General features: G+C 72.5%; 22 protein-coding genes and 1 pseudogene. 13 read left to right on the forward strand and 10 right to left on the reverse strand.

Annotation, left to right across the window (positions count from 1 at the left end; all coding sequences use genetic code 11):
* From ONA70_RS25925 to ONA70_RS25940, 4 genes and pseudogenes are all read left to right on the forward strand, one after another.
* A pseudogene (locus ONA70_RS25925) lies at positions 1–707 on the forward strand (MFS transporter); the annotation flags it as partial.
* 121 nt (positions 708–828) lie between these two features.
* Complete coding sequence (locus ONA70_RS25930; RefSeq protein WP_265009095.1) at positions 829–1608, forward strand: SDR family oxidoreductase; 780 nt, start codon at positions 829–831, stop codon at positions 1606–1608.
* 37 nt (positions 1609–1645) lie between these two features.
* A complete protein-coding gene (locus tag ONA70_RS25935; protein WP_265009096.1) occupies positions 1646–1843 on the forward strand; it encodes a hypothetical protein in 198 nt (65 codons plus the stop codon).
* Positions 1844–1934: 91 nt separating this feature from the next.
* Complete coding sequence (locus ONA70_RS25940; RefSeq protein ID WP_265009097.1) at positions 1935–2483, forward strand: YbaK/EbsC family protein; 549 nt, start codon at positions 1935–1937, stop codon at positions 2481–2483.
* Positions 2484–2532: 49 nt separating this feature from the next.
* On the opposite strand, the gene ONA70_RS25945 is transcribed toward ONA70_RS25940, so the two are convergent.
* The 7 genes from ONA70_RS25945 to ONA70_RS25975 form a co-directional block, all read right to left on the reverse strand.
* Complete coding sequence (locus ONA70_RS25945) at positions 2533–3165, reverse strand: DsbA family oxidoreductase (protein ID WP_265009098.1); 633 nt, start codon at positions 3163–3165, stop codon at positions 2533–2535.
* Positions 3166–3185: 20 nt separating this feature from the next.
* Complete coding sequence (locus ONA70_RS25950; protein ID WP_265009099.1) at positions 3186–3611, reverse strand: SufE family protein; 426 nt, start codon at positions 3609–3611, stop codon at positions 3186–3188.
* 69 nt (positions 3612–3680) lie between these two features.
* A complete protein-coding gene (locus tag ONA70_RS25955) occupies positions 3681–4100 on the reverse strand; it encodes a CBS domain-containing protein (protein ID WP_265009100.1) in 420 nt (139 codons plus the stop codon).
* Positions 4101–4155: 55 nt separating this feature from the next.
* The gene (locus ONA70_RS25960) at positions 4156–5925 is read right to left on the reverse strand and encodes a proline--tRNA ligase (protein ID WP_265009101.1); all 1770 of its coding nucleotides are present in this window, start codon (positions 5923–5925) and stop codon (positions 4156–4158) included.
* Between the two features lie 136 nt (positions 5926–6061).
* Positions 6062–6352 (reverse strand): hypothetical protein, encoded by a 291-nt coding sequence (locus ONA70_RS25965; RefSeq protein WP_265009102.1) that lies wholly within the window; start codon positions 6350–6352, stop codon positions 6062–6064.
* A gap of 117 nt (positions 6353–6469) precedes the next feature.
* The gene (locus tag ONA70_RS25970) at positions 6470–6652 is read right to left on the reverse strand and encodes a DUF397 domain-containing protein (protein WP_265009103.1); all 183 of its coding nucleotides are present in this window, start codon (positions 6650–6652) and stop codon (positions 6470–6472) included.
* On the reverse strand, positions 6643–7446 hold the full coding sequence (locus tag ONA70_RS25975; protein WP_265009104.1) for a helix-turn-helix domain-containing protein: 804 nt from the start codon (positions 7444–7446) through the stop codon (positions 6643–6645). Before ONA70_RS25975 ends, ONA70_RS25970 begins: the two co-directional genes overlap by 10 nt.
* A gap of 222 nt (positions 7447–7668) precedes the next feature.
* Between ONA70_RS25975 and ONA70_RS25980 the strand changes: the two genes are divergently transcribed.
* The 7 genes from ONA70_RS25980 (at position 7669) to ONA70_RS26010 (ending at position 11771) form a co-directional block, all read left to right on the forward strand.
* The gene (locus ONA70_RS25980; protein WP_265009105.1) at positions 7669–7860 is read left to right on the forward strand and encodes a hypothetical protein; all 192 of its coding nucleotides are present in this window, start codon (positions 7669–7671) and stop codon (positions 7858–7860) included.
* 20 nt (positions 7861–7880) lie between these two features.
* Positions 7881–8204: a hypothetical protein gene (locus tag ONA70_RS25985; RefSeq protein WP_265009116.1), complete on the forward strand. Its 324-nt coding sequence runs from the start codon at positions 7881–7883 to the stop codon at positions 8202–8204.
* An 85-nt stretch (positions 8205–8289) separates the two neighbouring features.
* Entirely contained in the window at positions 8290–8820 is a 531-nt protein-coding gene (locus ONA70_RS25990) for a SigE family RNA polymerase sigma factor (RefSeq protein WP_265009106.1), read from the forward strand.
* Positions 8817–9989 carry a hypothetical protein gene (locus ONA70_RS25995; protein WP_265009107.1) on the forward strand — a complete coding sequence of 391 codons (1173 nt, stop codon included), beginning with the start codon at positions 8817–8819 and terminating at the stop codon, positions 9987–9989. Before ONA70_RS25990 ends, ONA70_RS25995 begins: the two co-directional genes overlap by 4 nt.
* A 13-nt stretch (positions 9990–10002) precedes the next feature.
* Positions 10003–10227: a hypothetical protein gene (locus ONA70_RS26000; protein WP_265009108.1), complete on the forward strand. Its 225-nt coding sequence runs from the start codon at positions 10003–10005 to the stop codon at positions 10225–10227.
* 312 nt (positions 10228–10539) lie between these two features.
* Positions 10540–11322, forward strand: a complete 783-nt coding sequence (locus ONA70_RS26005) for an SGNH/GDSL hydrolase family protein (RefSeq protein WP_406601244.1) — start codon at positions 10540–10542, stop codon at positions 11320–11322.
* Between the two features lie 2 nt (positions 11323–11324).
* Complete coding sequence (locus ONA70_RS26010) at positions 11325–11771, forward strand: imidazolonepropionase-like domain-containing protein (RefSeq protein ID WP_265009110.1); 447 nt, start codon at positions 11325–11327, stop codon at positions 11769–11771.
* A gap of 35 nt (positions 11772–11806) precedes the next feature.
* Here the strand turns inward: ONA70_RS26010 and ONA70_RS26015 are convergent, their stop codons facing one another.
* Positions 11807–13036, reverse strand: a complete 1230-nt coding sequence (locus ONA70_RS26015; protein ID WP_265009111.1) for a WD40/YVTN/BNR-like repeat-containing protein — start codon at positions 13034–13036, stop codon at positions 11807–11809.
* The gene (locus ONA70_RS26020; RefSeq protein ID WP_265009112.1) at positions 13029–13559 is read right to left on the reverse strand and encodes a SigE family RNA polymerase sigma factor; all 531 of its coding nucleotides are present in this window, start codon (positions 13557–13559) and stop codon (positions 13029–13031) included. The genes ONA70_RS26015 and ONA70_RS26020 overlap by 8 nt, the downstream gene beginning before the upstream one ends.
* Before the next feature lie 116 nt (positions 13560–13675).
* Here ONA70_RS26020 and ONA70_RS26025 point away from each other — a divergent pair, with 116 nt between their 5' ends.
* The gene (locus tag ONA70_RS26025) at positions 13676–14578 is read left to right on the forward strand and encodes a sulfurtransferase (protein ID WP_265009113.1); all 903 of its coding nucleotides are present in this window, start codon (positions 13676–13678) and stop codon (positions 14576–14578) included.
* A gap of 73 nt (positions 14579–14651) precedes the next feature.
* Here ONA70_RS26025 and ONA70_RS26030 read toward each other — a convergent pair whose 3' ends face one another.
* Positions 14652–15218, reverse strand: coding sequence for a TetR/AcrR family transcriptional regulator (locus tag ONA70_RS26030; protein WP_265009114.1), 567 nt, complete (start codon positions 15216–15218; stop codon positions 14652–14654).
* 101 nt (positions 15219–15319) lie between these two features.
* Between ONA70_RS26030 and ONA70_RS26035 the strand changes: the two genes are divergently transcribed.
* The coding region (locus tag ONA70_RS26035) for an FAD-dependent monooxygenase (RefSeq protein ID WP_265009115.1) at positions 15320–16202 on the forward strand (883 nt) is incomplete at its 3' end.

Here is a 16202-nt window from a genome sequence, read left to right on the forward strand (position 1 = left end):
CCGCACTGCTGCACTACGGGGGGCAGCAGCGCGGCGTGCTCGCGGCCGGCCTGGCCGCGGTGGCGCTGGCCGGGCTGCTGATCTGCGTGCCGCATCTGCTGCCGCCGGGCTTCCTGCGCGCCGCCCGGGGGCTGCCCACGGTGATCGGCCTGCGGGGCCTCGGCTCGGCGGCGTTCGCCGGGGCGGAGGTGGTGATCCCGCTGATGTTGTCCCGGGAGCGGGGCTTCTCGCCGACCGCCGCCGGCCTGGTCCTCACCGTCGGGGCGCTCTCCTGGTCGGTGGGCTCCTGGATCCAGGGCCGGCTCGACGCGCCGCGCTCCACTGCCACCCTGCCCCGGGCCGGGCTGGCCTGCGTCGCCACCGGTACGGCGGGCGTCACGCTGGCCGTGCTGCCCAGCGTGCCGGTGGTCCTCGCCGTGCTCTCGTGGGTGGTGGCGGGCCTCGGCATGGGGCTGCTCTTCCCCTCACTGTCGGTGCTCACCCTGGCCCTGTCCGCCCCTGATGAGCAGGGTCGGAACAGCTCCGCGCTGCAACTCGGCGACTCGCTCGCCGTCGCCACCGTGCTGGCGCTGACCGGCGCGGTGCTGGCCGCCGGGGCGGCTCCCGGCCCGGCGAACTACGCGGTCACCCTGGCCGTGGCCGCTGGCTGCGCGCTGCTCGGCCTGCTGCTGGCGGGACGGGTGGTGGTCCGCCCGGCGGCCGGCTGACCGGGCCCGGTCAGCCGGGTTCCGCCCGCGACGCCGTCCCGTGCGGTGATGATCGGCGGTGGGCCGTCACGAACCGGGGCGCGGTCTCGTCGTGTCCGGGGACTCGGGAGGGGAATGGCCGATGCGGGTGCTGGTGACCGGGGCGACGGGACGGCTCGGGCGGGTGGCGGTGCCCCGACTGCGGGACGCGGGCTGGACCGTACGGGCGGTCAGCCGCCGGCCCCGGGCGGACGCCACGGTGGAGTGGGTGGTGGTCGACCTGGCCACCGGCGAGGGGCTGGCCGAGGCGGTGGCCGACGTCGACGCGGTGCTGCACCTGGCGTCCTCGCCGACCCGGCAGACCCACCGGATCGACGTGCTCGGTACCCGCCGGCTGGTCGTCGCCGCCGGCCACGCCGGCGTGCGGCACCTGGTGTACGTCTCGATCGTCGGGGTGGACCGGGTGCCGTTCGGCTACTACCGGCACAAGCTCGCGGCCGAGCAGGTCGTGGCGGCCGGGCAGGTGCCGTGGAGCGTGCTGCGGGCGACCCAGTTCCTGGAGTTCCTGGCGGACCTGCTGCGCCGGGCCAGCCGGTTCGGCCCGACGATCGGGGACCGGGCCGTGCTCGCCCAGCCGGTCGACCCGGGCGAGGTGGCGGCGCGGCTGGTCGCGATGCTGGCCGCCGGCCCGTCGTGCCGGGTCGAGGAGTTCGGCGGCCCGCAGGTGCTCTGCTTCGACGAGGCCGTACGCGCCTGGCGTACGGCCCGGCACTCGCACCGCCCCCTGCTGCCGGTACGGATCCCGGGGCGGCTCGGCCGGACGCTGCGCGCCGGTGGGCTCACCACCACGGCCACCCCGACCGGCACCCGGACCTGGGCCGACCACCTCGCCGACACGTACGGGGGAACCGGCCGGAGATGAAAGCTTCTGCGGTTCCGGGCCGTCCTACCGTGACCGCATGCTGGTTCTCGTCACCACGGTGATCCTGTACGTTGCCGGCTTCGTCTTCCTCTACGGCGTGATCCGGCTGGGTGTCCGGCACGGCCTCGAGGACGCCGAGGCGAACCGCCCCGAGGCGTTGCGCCGGGCACAGCTCGCCGCCGCTCACGACTTCGAGTTCAACCGCGAGAACGCCTTCCTGTCCAACAAGAACTGAGCCGGGGCGCCCGCCGGCCCTTCCGTCTGCCGGACCGGGGTGGCATGCCGACGAGCGGAAGTCGGCCGGGGGTGCGAGGATCGCAGCCGTGATGGGGACGCTGAAGACCGAGCCCGCCCGTACCCGACTGGACCTGCTGGCCCCGCCGGTCGCCGCCGCGATCGAGCGGTGGCCGGACGAGGCGCCGGTGGACGTGGACGACGTGCTGGTCGCCCCGATCGACGCGGAGTTGGCCGACACGGCGGCGTTCTGCGCGGCGTACGAGGTGGGGCTGGAGGAGTCGGCGAACTGCGTGGTGGTCGCTGGCAAGCGAGGTGGCGACGTTCGATACGCGGCGTGCATCGTGCTCGCCACCACCCGGGCCGACGTGAACGGCATGGTCCGCCGGATGCTCGACGTGCGCAAGGCGAGCTTCGCGCCGATGGCCGACGCGGTCGAGCTGACCGGGATGGAGTACGGCGGGATCACCCCGATCGGGCTGCCGGAGGAGTGGCCGATCCTGGTCGACTCGCGGGTGGTCGCCACGCCGCACGTGATCATCGGGTCCGGCGTACGGCACAGCAAGATCGCGTTGCCCGGGCCCGCGCTCGGCGCGCTGCCCGGGGCAACGGTGGTGGAGGACCTGGCCAGGCCCGCCTAGGTAGTCAAGGTCATCGATCCTGTTTCACGTGGAACAAGATCGATGAAGGTCAGTTGGCGGACTCGCGCTGCTCGACCTCACGCAGGGCGGCGAGCAGGGTCGCCGGCTCCTGGGCGCCGGTGACGGCGTACTTCCCGGCGAGCACGAAGGTCGGCACGCTGGAGACGCCGAGCTGGTGCGCGGCCGATAGGTCGGCGGCCACCTCGCGCCGGCCGAGGTTCGACTCCAGGTACTCCCGGGCCTCGGTCTCGTCCAGGCCGACCTCGGTCGCGAGCTTGACCAGCGCGTCCTTCGAGCCGACGTCGATCCCGTCCTGGAAATGCGCCCGGTAGAGCCGCTCCACCAGTTCGGCGGCGCGGCCGCGCTCGGTGGCGAACCGGACGAGGCGGTGCGCCTCGAAGGTGTTGGCGGCCACCGCCCGGTCGAAGTGCATCTCGATCCCCGCCGCGGCGGCGACCTGGGTGACGTGGGCGGCCATCCCCTCGGCCTTGTCCCGGCCGCCGAACTTCGCGCCCAGCGCCTCGATCAGCGGCTGTGGCTCGGCCACCGGCGTCGGGTCGAGCTGGAACGGCCGGTACCGGACGGTCACCTCGCCGTCGTACGACTCCAGCGCCTGCTCCAGCCGGCGCTTGCCGATCCAGCACCAGGGGCACACCACGTCGGCGTAGATCTCGATCTCCATGACCAGCGACAACCCGTTGATCAGGAAATCTGTTCCCGGACCTGGCGCTTCAGCCGGGCCAGGATCGCCGTGCCGCCGCGTACCCGCAGCGGGCTGATCGCCTGCGCCAGCCCCATCCGCTGGTAGAGGTCGTCCGGCACGGCCAGCACCTCCTCGGCGCTCGCCCCGGCCAGGCCCTCGGCCAGGATGCCGGCGAACGCGCGGGTGGTGGGCGCCTCGGGCGGGCAGTCGAAGATCGTCGTCACCGTCTTGTCCGGGTTGACCTCGGCGCGCAGGAAGAACGCCGTCTGGCACTCCGGGACCTGCTCCAGCTCGGCCCGGTCCACCCCCTCGGGCAGGGGCGGGATCACGTCGGCGAACTCCAGCAGCATCTCCAGCACCACGTCACGCGGCGCGGCGGCGAACTCGTCGACGATCTCGGCCAGCTTGCTCGGCATCTCGGGCATGACCGCCAGGCTACCGGCGGGGACCCGGTGCCCTGCCGGATCAAAGGAGCGGACACCGGGTCGAGCCGATCACATGTTCGGGGCGGCCTCGCTGATGTCGCTCAGCGCGGAGTTCGGGTCCAACTGCATGGCCAGGTCGCCCAGCGAGACGATGCCCACCAGCTTGCGGTCGCTGTCGCAGACCAGCACCCGCCGGATGTTGCGCTCGCGCATCAGCGCGGCCGCCTCGCTCGCGGTCGAGTGCTGCTCGATCATCACCACCTCGCGGGTGATGATCGAGCCGATCGTGGTCTTCGCCGGATCGGCCCGCTCGGCCACCGCCCGGACCACGATGTCGCGGTCGGTCAGCATGCCGGCGAGCGTCGCTCCGTCGGTGACCACCACGTCGCCGATGTCCGACTCCTTCATCACCCTGGCCGCCTCGTCCAGCGGGGTCTCCGCCGGCAGGTAGATCACCTGCTTGGTCATCACGTCGCTGACCCGGTACATGAGAGCCTCCGAACACCTTCGGTCGATCCCGGGGCGGTACCCCCTGACACGTTTGCTACACCCGGCCGTGGCGCGTCGCGCCCACCTCGTCGCGCAGGCGCTCGACAAGGCCCGCCACCGGCAGCTCGATCCGCTCGCCGGAGGCCCGGTCGCGCAACTCTACGTACCCTTCGGCCAGCCGGCGGCCGACCACCACGGCGCGCGGGATGCCGATCAGCTCGGCGTCGGTGAACTTCACCCCGGCGGAGACGTTGGTCCGGTCGTCGACCAGCACCCGCAGGCCGGCGGCGGAGAGGCGTTCGCCGAGGTCGAGCGCCGCGTCGAGCTGCGGCCCCTTGCCGGCGGCGATCAGGTGTACGTCGCACGGCGCGACCGCCGCCGGCCAGACCAGCCCCCGGTCGTCGTGGTGCTGCTCGGCGATCGAGGCGACCAGCCGGGAGACGCCGATGCCGTAGCAGCCCATGGTGGGCCGGACCGGCTTGCCCTCGGGGCCGAGCACGTCGACCGCGAACGCGTCGGTGTACCGGCGACCGAGCTGGAAGATGTGCCCCACCTCGATGCCCCGGCGCATGGTCAGCGCACCGGCACTACAGGCCGGGCAGGGGTCGCCGGCGCGCACCTCGGCCGCCTCGATCGTGCCGTCCGGGGTGAAGTCCCGGCCGCAGACCACGTTGGTGGCGTGCCGGCCCGGCTCGTTGGCGCCGGTCAGCCAGCTGGTGCCGGCGACCACGCGGGGGTCGACCAGGTAGCGGACGCCGTGCTTGGCGAGGATCTGCGGCCCGAGATAGCCGCGGACCAGCTCGGGGTGGGCCGGCCAGTCGTCGAAGACCGCCACGGTGGCCGGGGCCAGCGCCGCCTCGACCCGCTTCAGGTCCACCTCGCGGTCGCCGGGCAGGCCGATGACCAGCAGCTCCGCCTGCTCGGCCCCCGGTCGGCGGACGGTCAGCACCACGTTCTTCAGGGTGTCGGCGGCGGCCCAGTCGGTGCGGCCGGCGAGCGCGCGGGCGTTCGCCAGCTCGACCAGGGACGCGATGGTCGGGGTCTCCGGGGTGTCGTGCACCTCGGTGGCCGGGTGTGCGTCCGGGTCGCCGGCGGCCGGCGCGCGGGTCACCACCGCCTCGGTGTTGGCGGCGTAGTCGCAGGCGGTGCAGCCGACGAAGCTGTCCTCGCCGACCGGGGTCGCGGCCAGGAACTCCTCCGACGCCGAGCCGCCCATCGCCCCGGACATCGCGTGCACCGCGGTGAAGTCCAGCCCGAGCTTCGTGAAGATCTTTTCGTACGCCGCCCGGTGCCGCTCGTACGCCTCCTGCAGTCCCGCCTCGTCCAGGTCGAACGAGTAGGCGTCCTTCATCAGGAACTCGCGCCCGCGCAGCAGGCCGGCCCGGGGCCGGGCCTCGTCCCGGAACTTCGTCTGGATCTGGAAGAGCGTCACCGGGAAGTCCCGGTACGAGGTGAAGAGGTCCTTCACCAGCAGCGCGGCCATCTCCTCGTGGGTCGGGGCGAGCAGGTGCGCGGCGCCCTTCCGGTCCTCGAAGGTGAAGATGTCGTCGCCGTACTCCGTCCACCGGCCGCTGGTCCGGTACGGCTCGGCCGGGAGCAGCGCCGGGAAGTGCACCTCCTGGTCGCCGATCGCCACCATCTCGGCGCGGACGATCTCGGTCACCCGATCCAGCACCAGCTTGCCGAGCGGCAGCCAGGTGTAGCCGCCCGGGGCGGCGCGGCGGACGTAGCCGGCGCGGAGCAGGAGCCGGTGGCTCGGCACCTCCGCGTCGGCCGGATCCTCGCGCAGGGTCCGGAGCAGCAGAGTCGACGTACGCAGCAGCATGGCCGCAGCGTACGACCGGCCGACCGGGTGGGGCGATCCTATTCGCCCGCGCGCCGCCCTTGGTCGCCCACCATGTCGCCGACGTTGGGGTGTCCGTGGGGGGCGGGATGCCGCAACATCGGGTACCTGGAGTCGATCAGGCGATCAGTGCGGTGAGGTCACGCAGGCGGCGGTAGTAGCCGGCCGCCTCGTCGGCGAGCACCGGCAGGACCAGATCGAGTTGGTGCGAACAGGAGGAGACGACGCTGCGCCGCCAGTCGTCGAGGTGGCCGCCGTTGTCGAGCCAGGTGCGGACACAGCCGGCGGCGTCCGCGTCGAGCAGCACCAGGTCGACACCCTCGACTTCGGTGCCACCCAGCCCTGACGGAAACGGAGCGCGCAGGTGCGCTTCCCAGAGCTGCGCGACCGACGCGCTCCGCTGATCCATCGTCCTGTCGTGCCTCACGGTCGATTTGGTGCTGGACGCGGCCACCCCGGTTCGGGTGATGGCTGCTGGGCAGCGTTGGCGGCGTCCGATCCACTGCCGAGGAGTGCGTTTTGTCCGTCAGTGGCGCTTGGTGTGGGCGATGAAGGTGCGCCAGGTCTGCGGAGTGAAGGTGAGGATCGGGCCGGTGGGGTCCTTGCTGTCGCGTACGCCGACGACGCCGGTCAGGTTGTCGGCCACCTCGACGCACTCGCCGTTGCCGCTGCGGGTGGACTTGCGCCAGATTGCGCCGATCAGCTCCATGACGTCTTCACTTCCTTCATCAGCAGCGTGGACTGCCGCTGAGGTAGGGCCTCGCTACGGACGCTCTCCCATCTCGCGACCAGACTAGCCACGTCCTCGTCCTTGTCGACCGGCGTGCCGCCGAGTTGGTTCTCCAGATGGCCGACCCATCCACCGTCGTCCCCCCGCGCCAGGGTGAACGGACCGGCGAGTCCGACGTGCGTGCTGACCTCCGCCGGGATGACGTGCACGCTGATGTGCGGACGCTCGACGCACTCGATCAGGTGGGCGACCTGCTGAGTCATGATCCCTCGGAAGCTCTCGTCGGCTCGGCGGAGAGTGGCCTCCTCGATCACCGCCACGAGCTTGGGCGGCTGCGGCCGGCTCAGCACGGCCTGTCGATCCAGTCGGACCGCCACCCGCCTCTCCACCTCGTCGTCGCTCAGCATGTCGTCGGCCCGGATCACCGCGCGGGCGTAGTTCTCGGTCTGGAGCAGGCCGGGAACGAGCGTCGGGTGATAACACCGGAGCTGTTGAGCGTTGCGCTCGGCGTCCAGCCAGGGGCGTAGCCAGTTTGGTTGGCCGTTACGCTCCGCCATCTTGAGTAGGGACGTCAGCAGCTCGCCCGTGTTCAGCACCTCGTCGGCGCGCTTGAGGAAGAACCGGTCGAACGGCCGCTGTCCCAGCTCGATGGCGGACACCTGCGAACCCGAGAAGTGGACGAGCTTCCCGAAGTCCTCCTGACTCAGCCCGGCATTCATCCGCAGCCGCCGCAACTGTGCCCGGATCAGCTCGACGGTCGGCTCATCTTCCACACTTCCTCCACGATTCTCCCGGCGTCGCCACGAATCTCTCGTGTGGACGGAACAGTCGACCTGGCCTCGCCCCGGCCGGCGTCAATGCCTTCCGAGCGTAATGCCGTCCTCAGCAGACTGTCACGCAGTGGGCCGCCTCCCGTCCGGCCCGCTGCGGGGCCGCCCCGACTCCCCCCCCGGTGCCGGGGGCGGCCCCGGCCCGTACCCGTGAAGGAGGTCTAGATGCGCAACCCGCTGCGCTGGTTCCGATGCCGCACCACCGTGCCCCCGCCGCCGCTGCCTCGCCGAGCCAAAGGCGAGAACCTGCCGGACTGGATGCGCGAGCCCACCCGGGTCATCCCGACCGTGCGGCCGGGCAGCCCGGGCCGGCTGACCCGGGGGCAGGAGTGGCGGGCCAACGGCGGCCGGTGGTGAGCGGCGAGCGGTGGGCCGCCATGCTTCCGGTGCCGCGGCTCGGGCCGTACCCCGATCGGCCGCGCGCCTATCCGCCCGACCACCCGCCGCACCTGCCGATCCGGCCGCTGTGGATGTGCCGGGCGTGCGGGGCGCCCTGGCCGTGCGCCCAGGCCCGGCTGCTGCTCAAGGTCGAGTACGGTGACAGCCCGCTCGACCTGGCCATCTACCTGTCGGGGCTCTACCACGAGGCGACCCACGACCTGTTCCGGCTGAACCCCTACGACGGGCCGACTCCGCGTGAGCTGTTCGACCGGTTCGTGGCCTGGGGGCCGTACCGGAAGAGCATCACCGAAAATCATTGATCCTCATCGGCAACCATGGCGCGGCGGGGTGGCGTCTGGGGAGGCGTCACGCTGATGCATCACCTGACCCCAAGGATCGGCTCGTGTGGACCCTCTCCTGAGTGAGTTCGACTTGTTCGTACGAACCCGTACCCCCGCACTGCTCCGCTCGGCCTACCTGCTGACCGGTGACCAGCACCTGGCCGAGGACCTCGTCCAGTCCGCCCTCGCCCGCACGCACCGCTCGTGGAACCGGCTGCACGAGAGCGGCAACGCCGAGGCGTACACCCGCAAGATCATGTACCACCTGCAGGTGTCTTGGTGGCGGCGCCGCCGGGTGGCCGAGTCGATGTCGGGCGATCTGCCCGAGCCGCGCGGAGGCGACTCGGCCCCCGATCACGCCCACCAGACCACGCTCCGGCTGGCCCTGCGGGCCGCGTTGGCGAAGCTCTCCGCCAAGCAGCGGGCCGTGCTGGTCCTGCGGTTCTTCGAGGACCGCACCGAGGCCGAGGCCGCCGACCTGCTCGGCGTGACCGTCGGCACCGTGAAGAGCCAGACCTCGAAGGCCCTGGCCAAGTTGCGCACCGTCGCCCCGGAACTCACCGAGCTGTACGTCATGGAAGGGAGCGCCCGATGAACGAGGACCGTCTCCGGTTCGACCTGGCCGACCTGGCCGACGAGGTCACCCCGGTCGACCTGCGGGACCGCGCCCTGCGTACGTCCCGCCGGCTCGGCATCCAGCGGGCCGTCACCACCTCGGCCGCCGCCCTGGTGATGATCGCCGCCGCCACCGGCACCGCCCTGGCGATCCGGCCCAACGAGCAGTCGGGGCCCGCCCCGGCCACCTCGGTCACCGCCACCCCGACCCCCACCCCGGAGCGCGCCAGCCCCAGCCCGTCGACGGCCGAGCCGGCCGATGCGCCGATGGCCCCGGTGACGGCGGACGAGGCACGCAACGCCAGCATCCGCCTTGGCAAGTGGAGCACGGACTTCTGCCCCGCCGGGACATACCGGTTCAACGACGGGAACTCCGTCTACAAGCCGCTGCAGGACTCGCCGCGTACCTTCAGCATCCTCGGTGACCCGGTGATCGCGGATGTCGACCGGGACGGCGACCTCGACGCGGTCGTCCTGGTCACCTGCAGTCCGTTCGCCGTACGGGCGCAGCAGGTGATCGCCCTGCAGCGGACCGAGTCCGGCGCGATCGCCACGCTCGGGCAGGTGGCCGTCACCGGCGCCCAGGTGGGCGGCGGGGAGATCACCCAGGTGGAGGCCACCGCCGACGGCGCCGTGCGGGTGCACTGGATGGACACCCAGGTCATGGGTGACAACCGCGCCGCCCAGTGGCGGGTCTACCGCTGGAGCGGGCACGGGTTCCGCCAGAGCGACGGCCCGACGAGCTTCCCGAAGGTGTCGGTCGACCTGAAGATCAGGGCTGGGCAGGCGAGTCTGGTGCAGCAGCCGGACAACGGTTATGAAGGTGATCTGGTGGTAACGGTCACCAACACCGGAAACATCGCCGCCGATTATCCCGGCATTCACCTGACCCTACCGGCGTCGGTATCGCTGACCAAGGTGCGGGGCGTGGTGAAAAACGTGGCATATGTGCACGACAGTGGCCCGCCCAAGGTCATGCTGTGCGAGCTTTCCGCGATTCCGGCGGGCAAGTCGCTGACCATTACTTTCACCCGACCGGGGTGGCCCGCCTTCTTCCGTACCGGCGAGGAACTTTTTTCCTGGGCGGCAAGCCTGCACTGGATAACCGACGTCTGGAAGGGCCTAAAAGCAATGTCACCCCCAATCTGAAGGGCCGGCTCCCGTGAACGCTCTCGTCGCCGACTCCGTCACCCGTACCGCCTTCCGGAGGGCGCTGGCCCTGCCGCTGGTCGCGTTGGCGATGGCCGGCCTGGCTGCCTGCAATGCCGGTAAGCCGGTGCCCAGCAACGCCGCGCGCCCGGTAGCCGCCTCCACCCCCATCGCGACCGCCGGCGGCCGCTCGGCCTCGACGGCGTCTTTGCGGGCTGTCCCGCCCGTGCCGAAATGACGGGCGAAGGGGGCACCGTATGGTGGTCAACCCGCCTGGGCGTCGCCGCGATCGGGGCAAGGCACGGTCCATCACCCTGCAGCTTGTCGGGCCGAACTGCTACGAGTAGCTGCAGTCACCGGGGCGGACCACCGAGGGTGGTCCGCCCCTTTTGCGCGCGCTGTTCGGGTCAGCGCAGCCGGCCAACATCATCCAGGGAAGGTGTGACGGAATCTGCCCCGTCGATGACCTCCGCCACGTCGTACACCCGGGGCCGGCCGGTGCCACCGGGCGCGGTGACAAACTGAACGACGCAGCTCTGCCGGGACGTCGATGGGAGGCGCAGTGCGCTGGCGCAGCTACGTGGCGGTGGGTGACAGCTTCACCGAGGGCATGGACGACGCGTATCCGGACGGGACCTACCGCGGCTGGGCCGACCTGGTCGCCACCCGGCTCGCCGCCGAGGCCGGGCCCGACTTCGGGTACGCCAACCTGGCGATCCGGGGCCGCCTCTTCCCGAACATCGTCGCCGAGCAGGTGCCGGCCGCCCTGGCCATGAAGCCCGATCTGATCAGCTTCGCGGCCGGCGGCAACGACGTGCTGCGCCGTAACTTCGACGCGGGCTCCTTCGTCCCCCACTTCGACGGGGTCATCGGCGAGCTGCGGGCGAGCGGTGCCGACGTGGTCCTCTTCCGGTTCGCCGACGTGATGGCCCGGCTGCCCGGCCAGCGGCTGGTCGCTCCCCGGGTGGCCCTGCTCAACCGGGTCGTCGGCGAGATTGCCGAGCGGCACGGCGCGATCCTGGTCGACCTGTACGCCGACGACACCTACCTCAACCCGCTGCTCTGGAGCACCGACCGGCTGCACCTGTCGGCGGCCGGGCACCGGCGGGTCGCCGCGCAGGTGCTCACCGCGCTCGGGGTGGGCTGCGACGAGGAGTGGCTGATGGTGCCGCCGCACCCGGCGCCGACCCCGTGGCTGGCCGCCCGCGCCGCCGACCTGCGCTGGGCCGGCCAACACCTGGCTCCGTGGATCAAGCGGCGGCTCACCGGTCGCTCCTCCGGCGACTTCGTCACCGCGAAACGCCCGACGCTCGGGCCGATCACCCTCGACTGACCGTGCGCACCATCCACGCCGCCGACCTGCTGCGGCCCACCCCGACCGATGAACCCATGTCCGGTGGCGCGGTCCTGGTGGCCGGCGACCGGATCGAGCGCATCGCGGTCCTGGACGAGCTGACGGCGGCGTACCCCGACGTGCGGGTGCGGCGGTGGGCCGGGAGCCTCGGGCCGGCCCTGGTGCACGACGGGCCGCTGCCCCCGGCGCCCACCCCGCGCGAGCGGGTGCACGCCCTGTTCCGGGCCGGGGTCGGTGCGGTGCTCGACGCCCACCTGAGCGACCCGGCGCTGCGGGCCGCCGCCGCCCGCAACGGGCTGGCGGTGCTGGCCCGGCCCCGGCCACCGGCGCTGGTCGTCGGCGGGCGGGCCGACCTGGCCGTCTTCGCCGACGACGGCTCCTGCCTGGTCACCGTGATCGCCGGCCGGCTGGTGCACCGCCGCGCCTGACCGTGCCGGGTGCCAAGCGAGAGCTTGCCGAAGGGTCAGGAGTATCGGATCCAGTGCCGATCGACGCCCTGCCCGATGCCGAGGAACTGCGTCTCGCCGTAGAGGATCTGGATCGTGCCGTCGGGCAGGGTTGCCACGCTCGCCTGATCGTCCGGCTTGGCGCGCAGCCGCTCGCGCAGCTCGGGAACGTCCACGTAGCGGCCGTTCGCCACGAAGCCCACCCCGCCGTAGCTGCTGCTGACCACCAGGACGCCATCGCCGGCGGCGGCCACCTCGTACGTGTCGTCGGGCAGGGGTGGACCGGGCCGCCAGCGGTCGTCGGCCAGCCGCCACACCCCGTTCGGCCGGTCCGTCCGCACCAGCCAGACCTCGCGGCCGTCGGGTGAGATGGCGAAGTGCCGGGCAGCGGGGATGACCGGCAGCTTGCGCCAGGGGCCGCCCCCGTAGTCACTGGTGTAGACCGTCAGCCGGTCGCCCGCGGTGACGGTGAGCCAGTACCGCCCGTCCGAACCGGGAAGGAAGGCGTTCTCCCCGCCGGGCCGCAGGGCCACCGGTGGCTGATGCGCCAGCGGCGTCCCGTCGAGCAGCACCACCTTCAGCTCGGCGCAGGTGGCGGGAGGTTGTGCGCCCTCCTGGGACGCGGGGCACCCGAGGTGCGGACCGTCCGGAGCGGCGACGCTGCGCCAGAGCGCCTCGGGCGGCGAACTCAGCGGGTGCCTGGTCCAGCTGTCGCCACCGTCGTCGGTGATCAGGTAGCGGTCACCCACGACCACGATCAGCGTCTGGTTGTCCACCGGCATCAGCCGCGCGGCGCCATCCGGGGCCGGCGTCAGCGCCGTCCGTTGCCAGCTCGCACCGCCGTCGGTGGTCCGCGCGACGGTACGCCGGCAGCCGTGGGCGGAGAAGTCCCCCGGCTCGCAGGTGTCGAAGAGCGCCCAGCCGTCGTCGCCGCTGATGAAACGCAGCTCGGCCAGACTGCCCGGTACGCCCGGCAGCGCGACCTTCCGCTCGGTGACCTTTCCGGTCGGGGACACGGAGACGGTGGGCGAGGGTGACGGCGCCGACCGGTCGCCCCGGCCGGCGACCGCGTAGCCGCCGGCCGAGCCGGCGAGCAGCAGGGCGGCCAGGCCGGCCAGCAGGCCACGCCGGCGCCGGCGGCGGTCCCGGACCCGGCGCTGCGCCTCGGGTACGCCCGGCGGCCGGAAGCTGTCCCGCGCCGCGGCCTCGAACTCGGCGAACATCTCGTCGACAGCGGTCTCAGGCACGGCCGTCCTCCGATCCGGTCTCGGTGAAGTAATCGGCCAGCGCGGCGCGGCCCCGGGAGAGCCAGGACCGGACCGTGCCCTCGGGGGCGCCGACCAGCTCGGCGATCTCGGCGACGCTCAGCTGGGCCAGGTGGTACAGCACGATCACCCGGCGCTGGTTGGCGGGCAGGGTGGCCAGCGCCCGGGTCAGCGCCACCCGGTCGGGTTGCGGGCCCGGCACGTGCTCCTCGCGCTGTCGGGCCAGGTGCCGCACGGTGGTACGCACCCGGCGCAGCCGGCTGGTCGCCAGGTTCCATGCCACCCGGCGGACGAACGCCGACGGGTCGTCGTACCCGCTGATCCGGGTCCAGCGTTCCAGCGTCCGGCAGAACGCCTCCTGGGTCAGGTCCTGTGCCTCGGCGTGGTCGCCTAGGTACGCGTAGAGCTGCACGGCGATCCGGTGGAAGTGGGCCTGGTAGAAGTCGGTGAAGTCCACCGGTGCTGCCACGGACCGGGGTGGCCCGGTCTGTTGCCGTACGGTCATGGCGTTCCTCTGTGGTCGGCGGGTTCCGCCCGTGTCACGTGTGGCCCGCCACATTCGCTGCACCCGATTTGCGGCAGACCGGTTGACGGCCCGGGATCGGGCGTAACTTGGGGATCATGCCTGTGCCGAGCGATCCGAATCCCCGACTCCAGTCGTACGCCGACCCGCAGCGCCTGGTCACCACGGAGTGGCTGGCCGAGCACCTGGGCGACGAAGGTCTCGTGGTGGTCGAGTCCGACGAGGACGTGCTCCTCTACGACACCGGCCACATCCCCGGCGCCGTGAAGGTCGACTGGCACACCGAGCTGAACGACCAGGTGACCCGGGACTACCTGGACGCGAAGAGCTTCGCCGAGCTCTGCGCCGCGAAGGGCATCGGCCGGGACGACACGGTGGTCTTCTACGGCGACAACTTCAACTGGTGGGCCGCGTACGCCCTCTGGGTCTTCTCCCTCTTCGGTCACCCGGACGTGCGGCTGCTGGACGGGGGCCGGCAGAAGTGGATCGCCGAGGGGCGGGAGCTGACCAAGGAGAAGGTCACCCGGCCGCGCGCCGAGTACCCGGTGCCGGAGCGGAACGACACGCCGATCCGGGCGTACCGGGAGCAGGTCATGGCGCACGTGGCCGCCGGCCGGCCGCTGGTCGATGTGCGCTCGCCGGGCGAGTACACCGGCGAGATGCTGCACATGCCGGACTATCCGCAGGAGGGTGCGCTGCGTGGCGGGCACATCCCGGGCGCGCTGAGCAAGCCGTGGAAGTCCGCGGCGAACGACGACGGCACCTTCAAGTCCGCCGACGAACTGCGCACGATCTACGCCGACCAGCTCGGGCTCAGCCCGTCCGACGACGTGGTGGCGTACTGCCGGATCGGCGAGCGCTCCAGCCACACCTGGTTCGTGCTGCACCACCTGCTCGGCTACCCGCAGGTCCGCAACTACGACGGTTCGTGGACCGAGTGGGGCAACCTGGTCCGGGCCCCCGTCGTGAAGGGCGACCAGCCGGGGGGCCTCGCCGGCTGATCCGGCGCCCGCGCGTTTCGCGGCAAGTCGCGGTGTCCCACTGCGGGGAGACCGCGACTTGCCGCATCGGGGGTCAGCGACCGGCCAGGTAACGCTGGAGGGTCGGTGCGATCCAGGCGACCAGTTCGTCGGCGTCCATGCCGACGATCGGCGGCAGGCGCACGATGTAGCGGGTGAAGGCGAGGCCGAGGACCTGGCTGGCCACCAGGCCGGCTCGACGGGCCATGGCCGCCGGGTCGGTGCCGATCTTGGCCACCTCGGCGGCGAGCTGATCGGCGAAGACCCCCCGCATCCGTTCGGCCGCACCCGGGTTGGTGCTGGCGGCGCGCAACAGGGCGACCAGGGTCTCGTCGCCCTCCCACCGGTTGAGGAAGTGCCGCGCGAGCACCTCGCCGAGCTGTTCCCGGGGCACCTCGCCCAGGTCGGGCAGGCGTAGGTCGAACTCCGCCGCCGCCGCGAAGAGGCCCTCCTTGCTGCCGTAGTAGCGCATCACCATCGACGGATCGATCCGGGCGTCGGCGGCGATGGCCCGGATGGTGGCGCGTTCGTACCCGTCGGCGGCGAAGCGTTCCCTGGCGGCGCGCAGGATCGCGGCCCGAGTGGCGTCCGAGCGGCGGGTGCCGGGTGCCGTGTCGGTCATGTCAACGACTGTAGGCCAACAAGCGTTGACAGAGAAGTCGACCCACGCCTAGCGTTGTCAACAACCGTTGGCAAACAGGTGTTGGCATGCGGAGGTGGGTCATGTTGCCTGAGCGCACCGATGTCCTCGTGGTGGGAGCCGGTCCGACCGGCCTGGCCGCGGCCGTGGCCCTGGCCGGGCACGGCGTGACGGCCACCGTCGTCGACCGGCTCACTGCGCCACCGGTCACCTCCCGGGCGGCCGTGGTGCACGCCGGCACTCTGGAGGTGCTCGACCGGATCGGGGCCGCCGCCCCGCTCGTCGCCCGCGGCCTGCCGTCGGCCCGGTTCACCGTGCGCGACCGCGACCGGGTCCTGTTCACCGTTCCCTTCGACCGGCTGCCGTCCCGGTACCCGTACGCGCTGATGGTTTCCCAGTCCGAGACCGAGGCGGTCCTCGCCGACCGGCTGGCCGCGCTCGGCGGCCGGGTGCTCCGGCCGTACCAGCTGACCGGCCTCGCCCTCGACGACGCCGGCGCCACCGCCCGCTTCGCCGGCGGGGAGACGGTCCGGGCCCGGTGGGTGATCGGCGCGGACGGCATGCACAGCGCGGTCCGGGAGTTGGCCGGCATCGACTTCGGTGCCCCTGCCGACCCGGGCGAGTCGTTCCTGCTCGCGGATGTGCGGGTGGACAGCGCGCTGCCCCGTGGGGAGACCGTGCTCTTCCTGGCCCGGCAGGGGCCGCTGGTCTGGGCGCCGCTGCCCGACGGCGTGGTCCGGCTGGTCGCCGCGGTGGCCGACGCGCCGCGTGACCCGGACGCCGCCCGGTTCCAGGCGCTGCTCGACGAGCGGGGCCCCGCCCGCCGGCCGGACCGGGTCACCGAGCTGCTCTGGACCTCACGGTTCCGGGTCCACCACCGGATCGCCGGGGCGTACCGGGCCGGGCGGGTGCTGCTCGCCGGGGACGCCGCCCACGTGCACAGCCCCGCCGGCGGGCAGGGGATGA

This window comes from Micromonospora yasonensis (assembly GCF_026013475.1).
Taxonomy (GTDB): domain Bacteria; phylum Actinomycetota; class Actinomycetes; order Mycobacteriales; family Micromonosporaceae; genus Micromonospora; species Micromonospora yasonensis.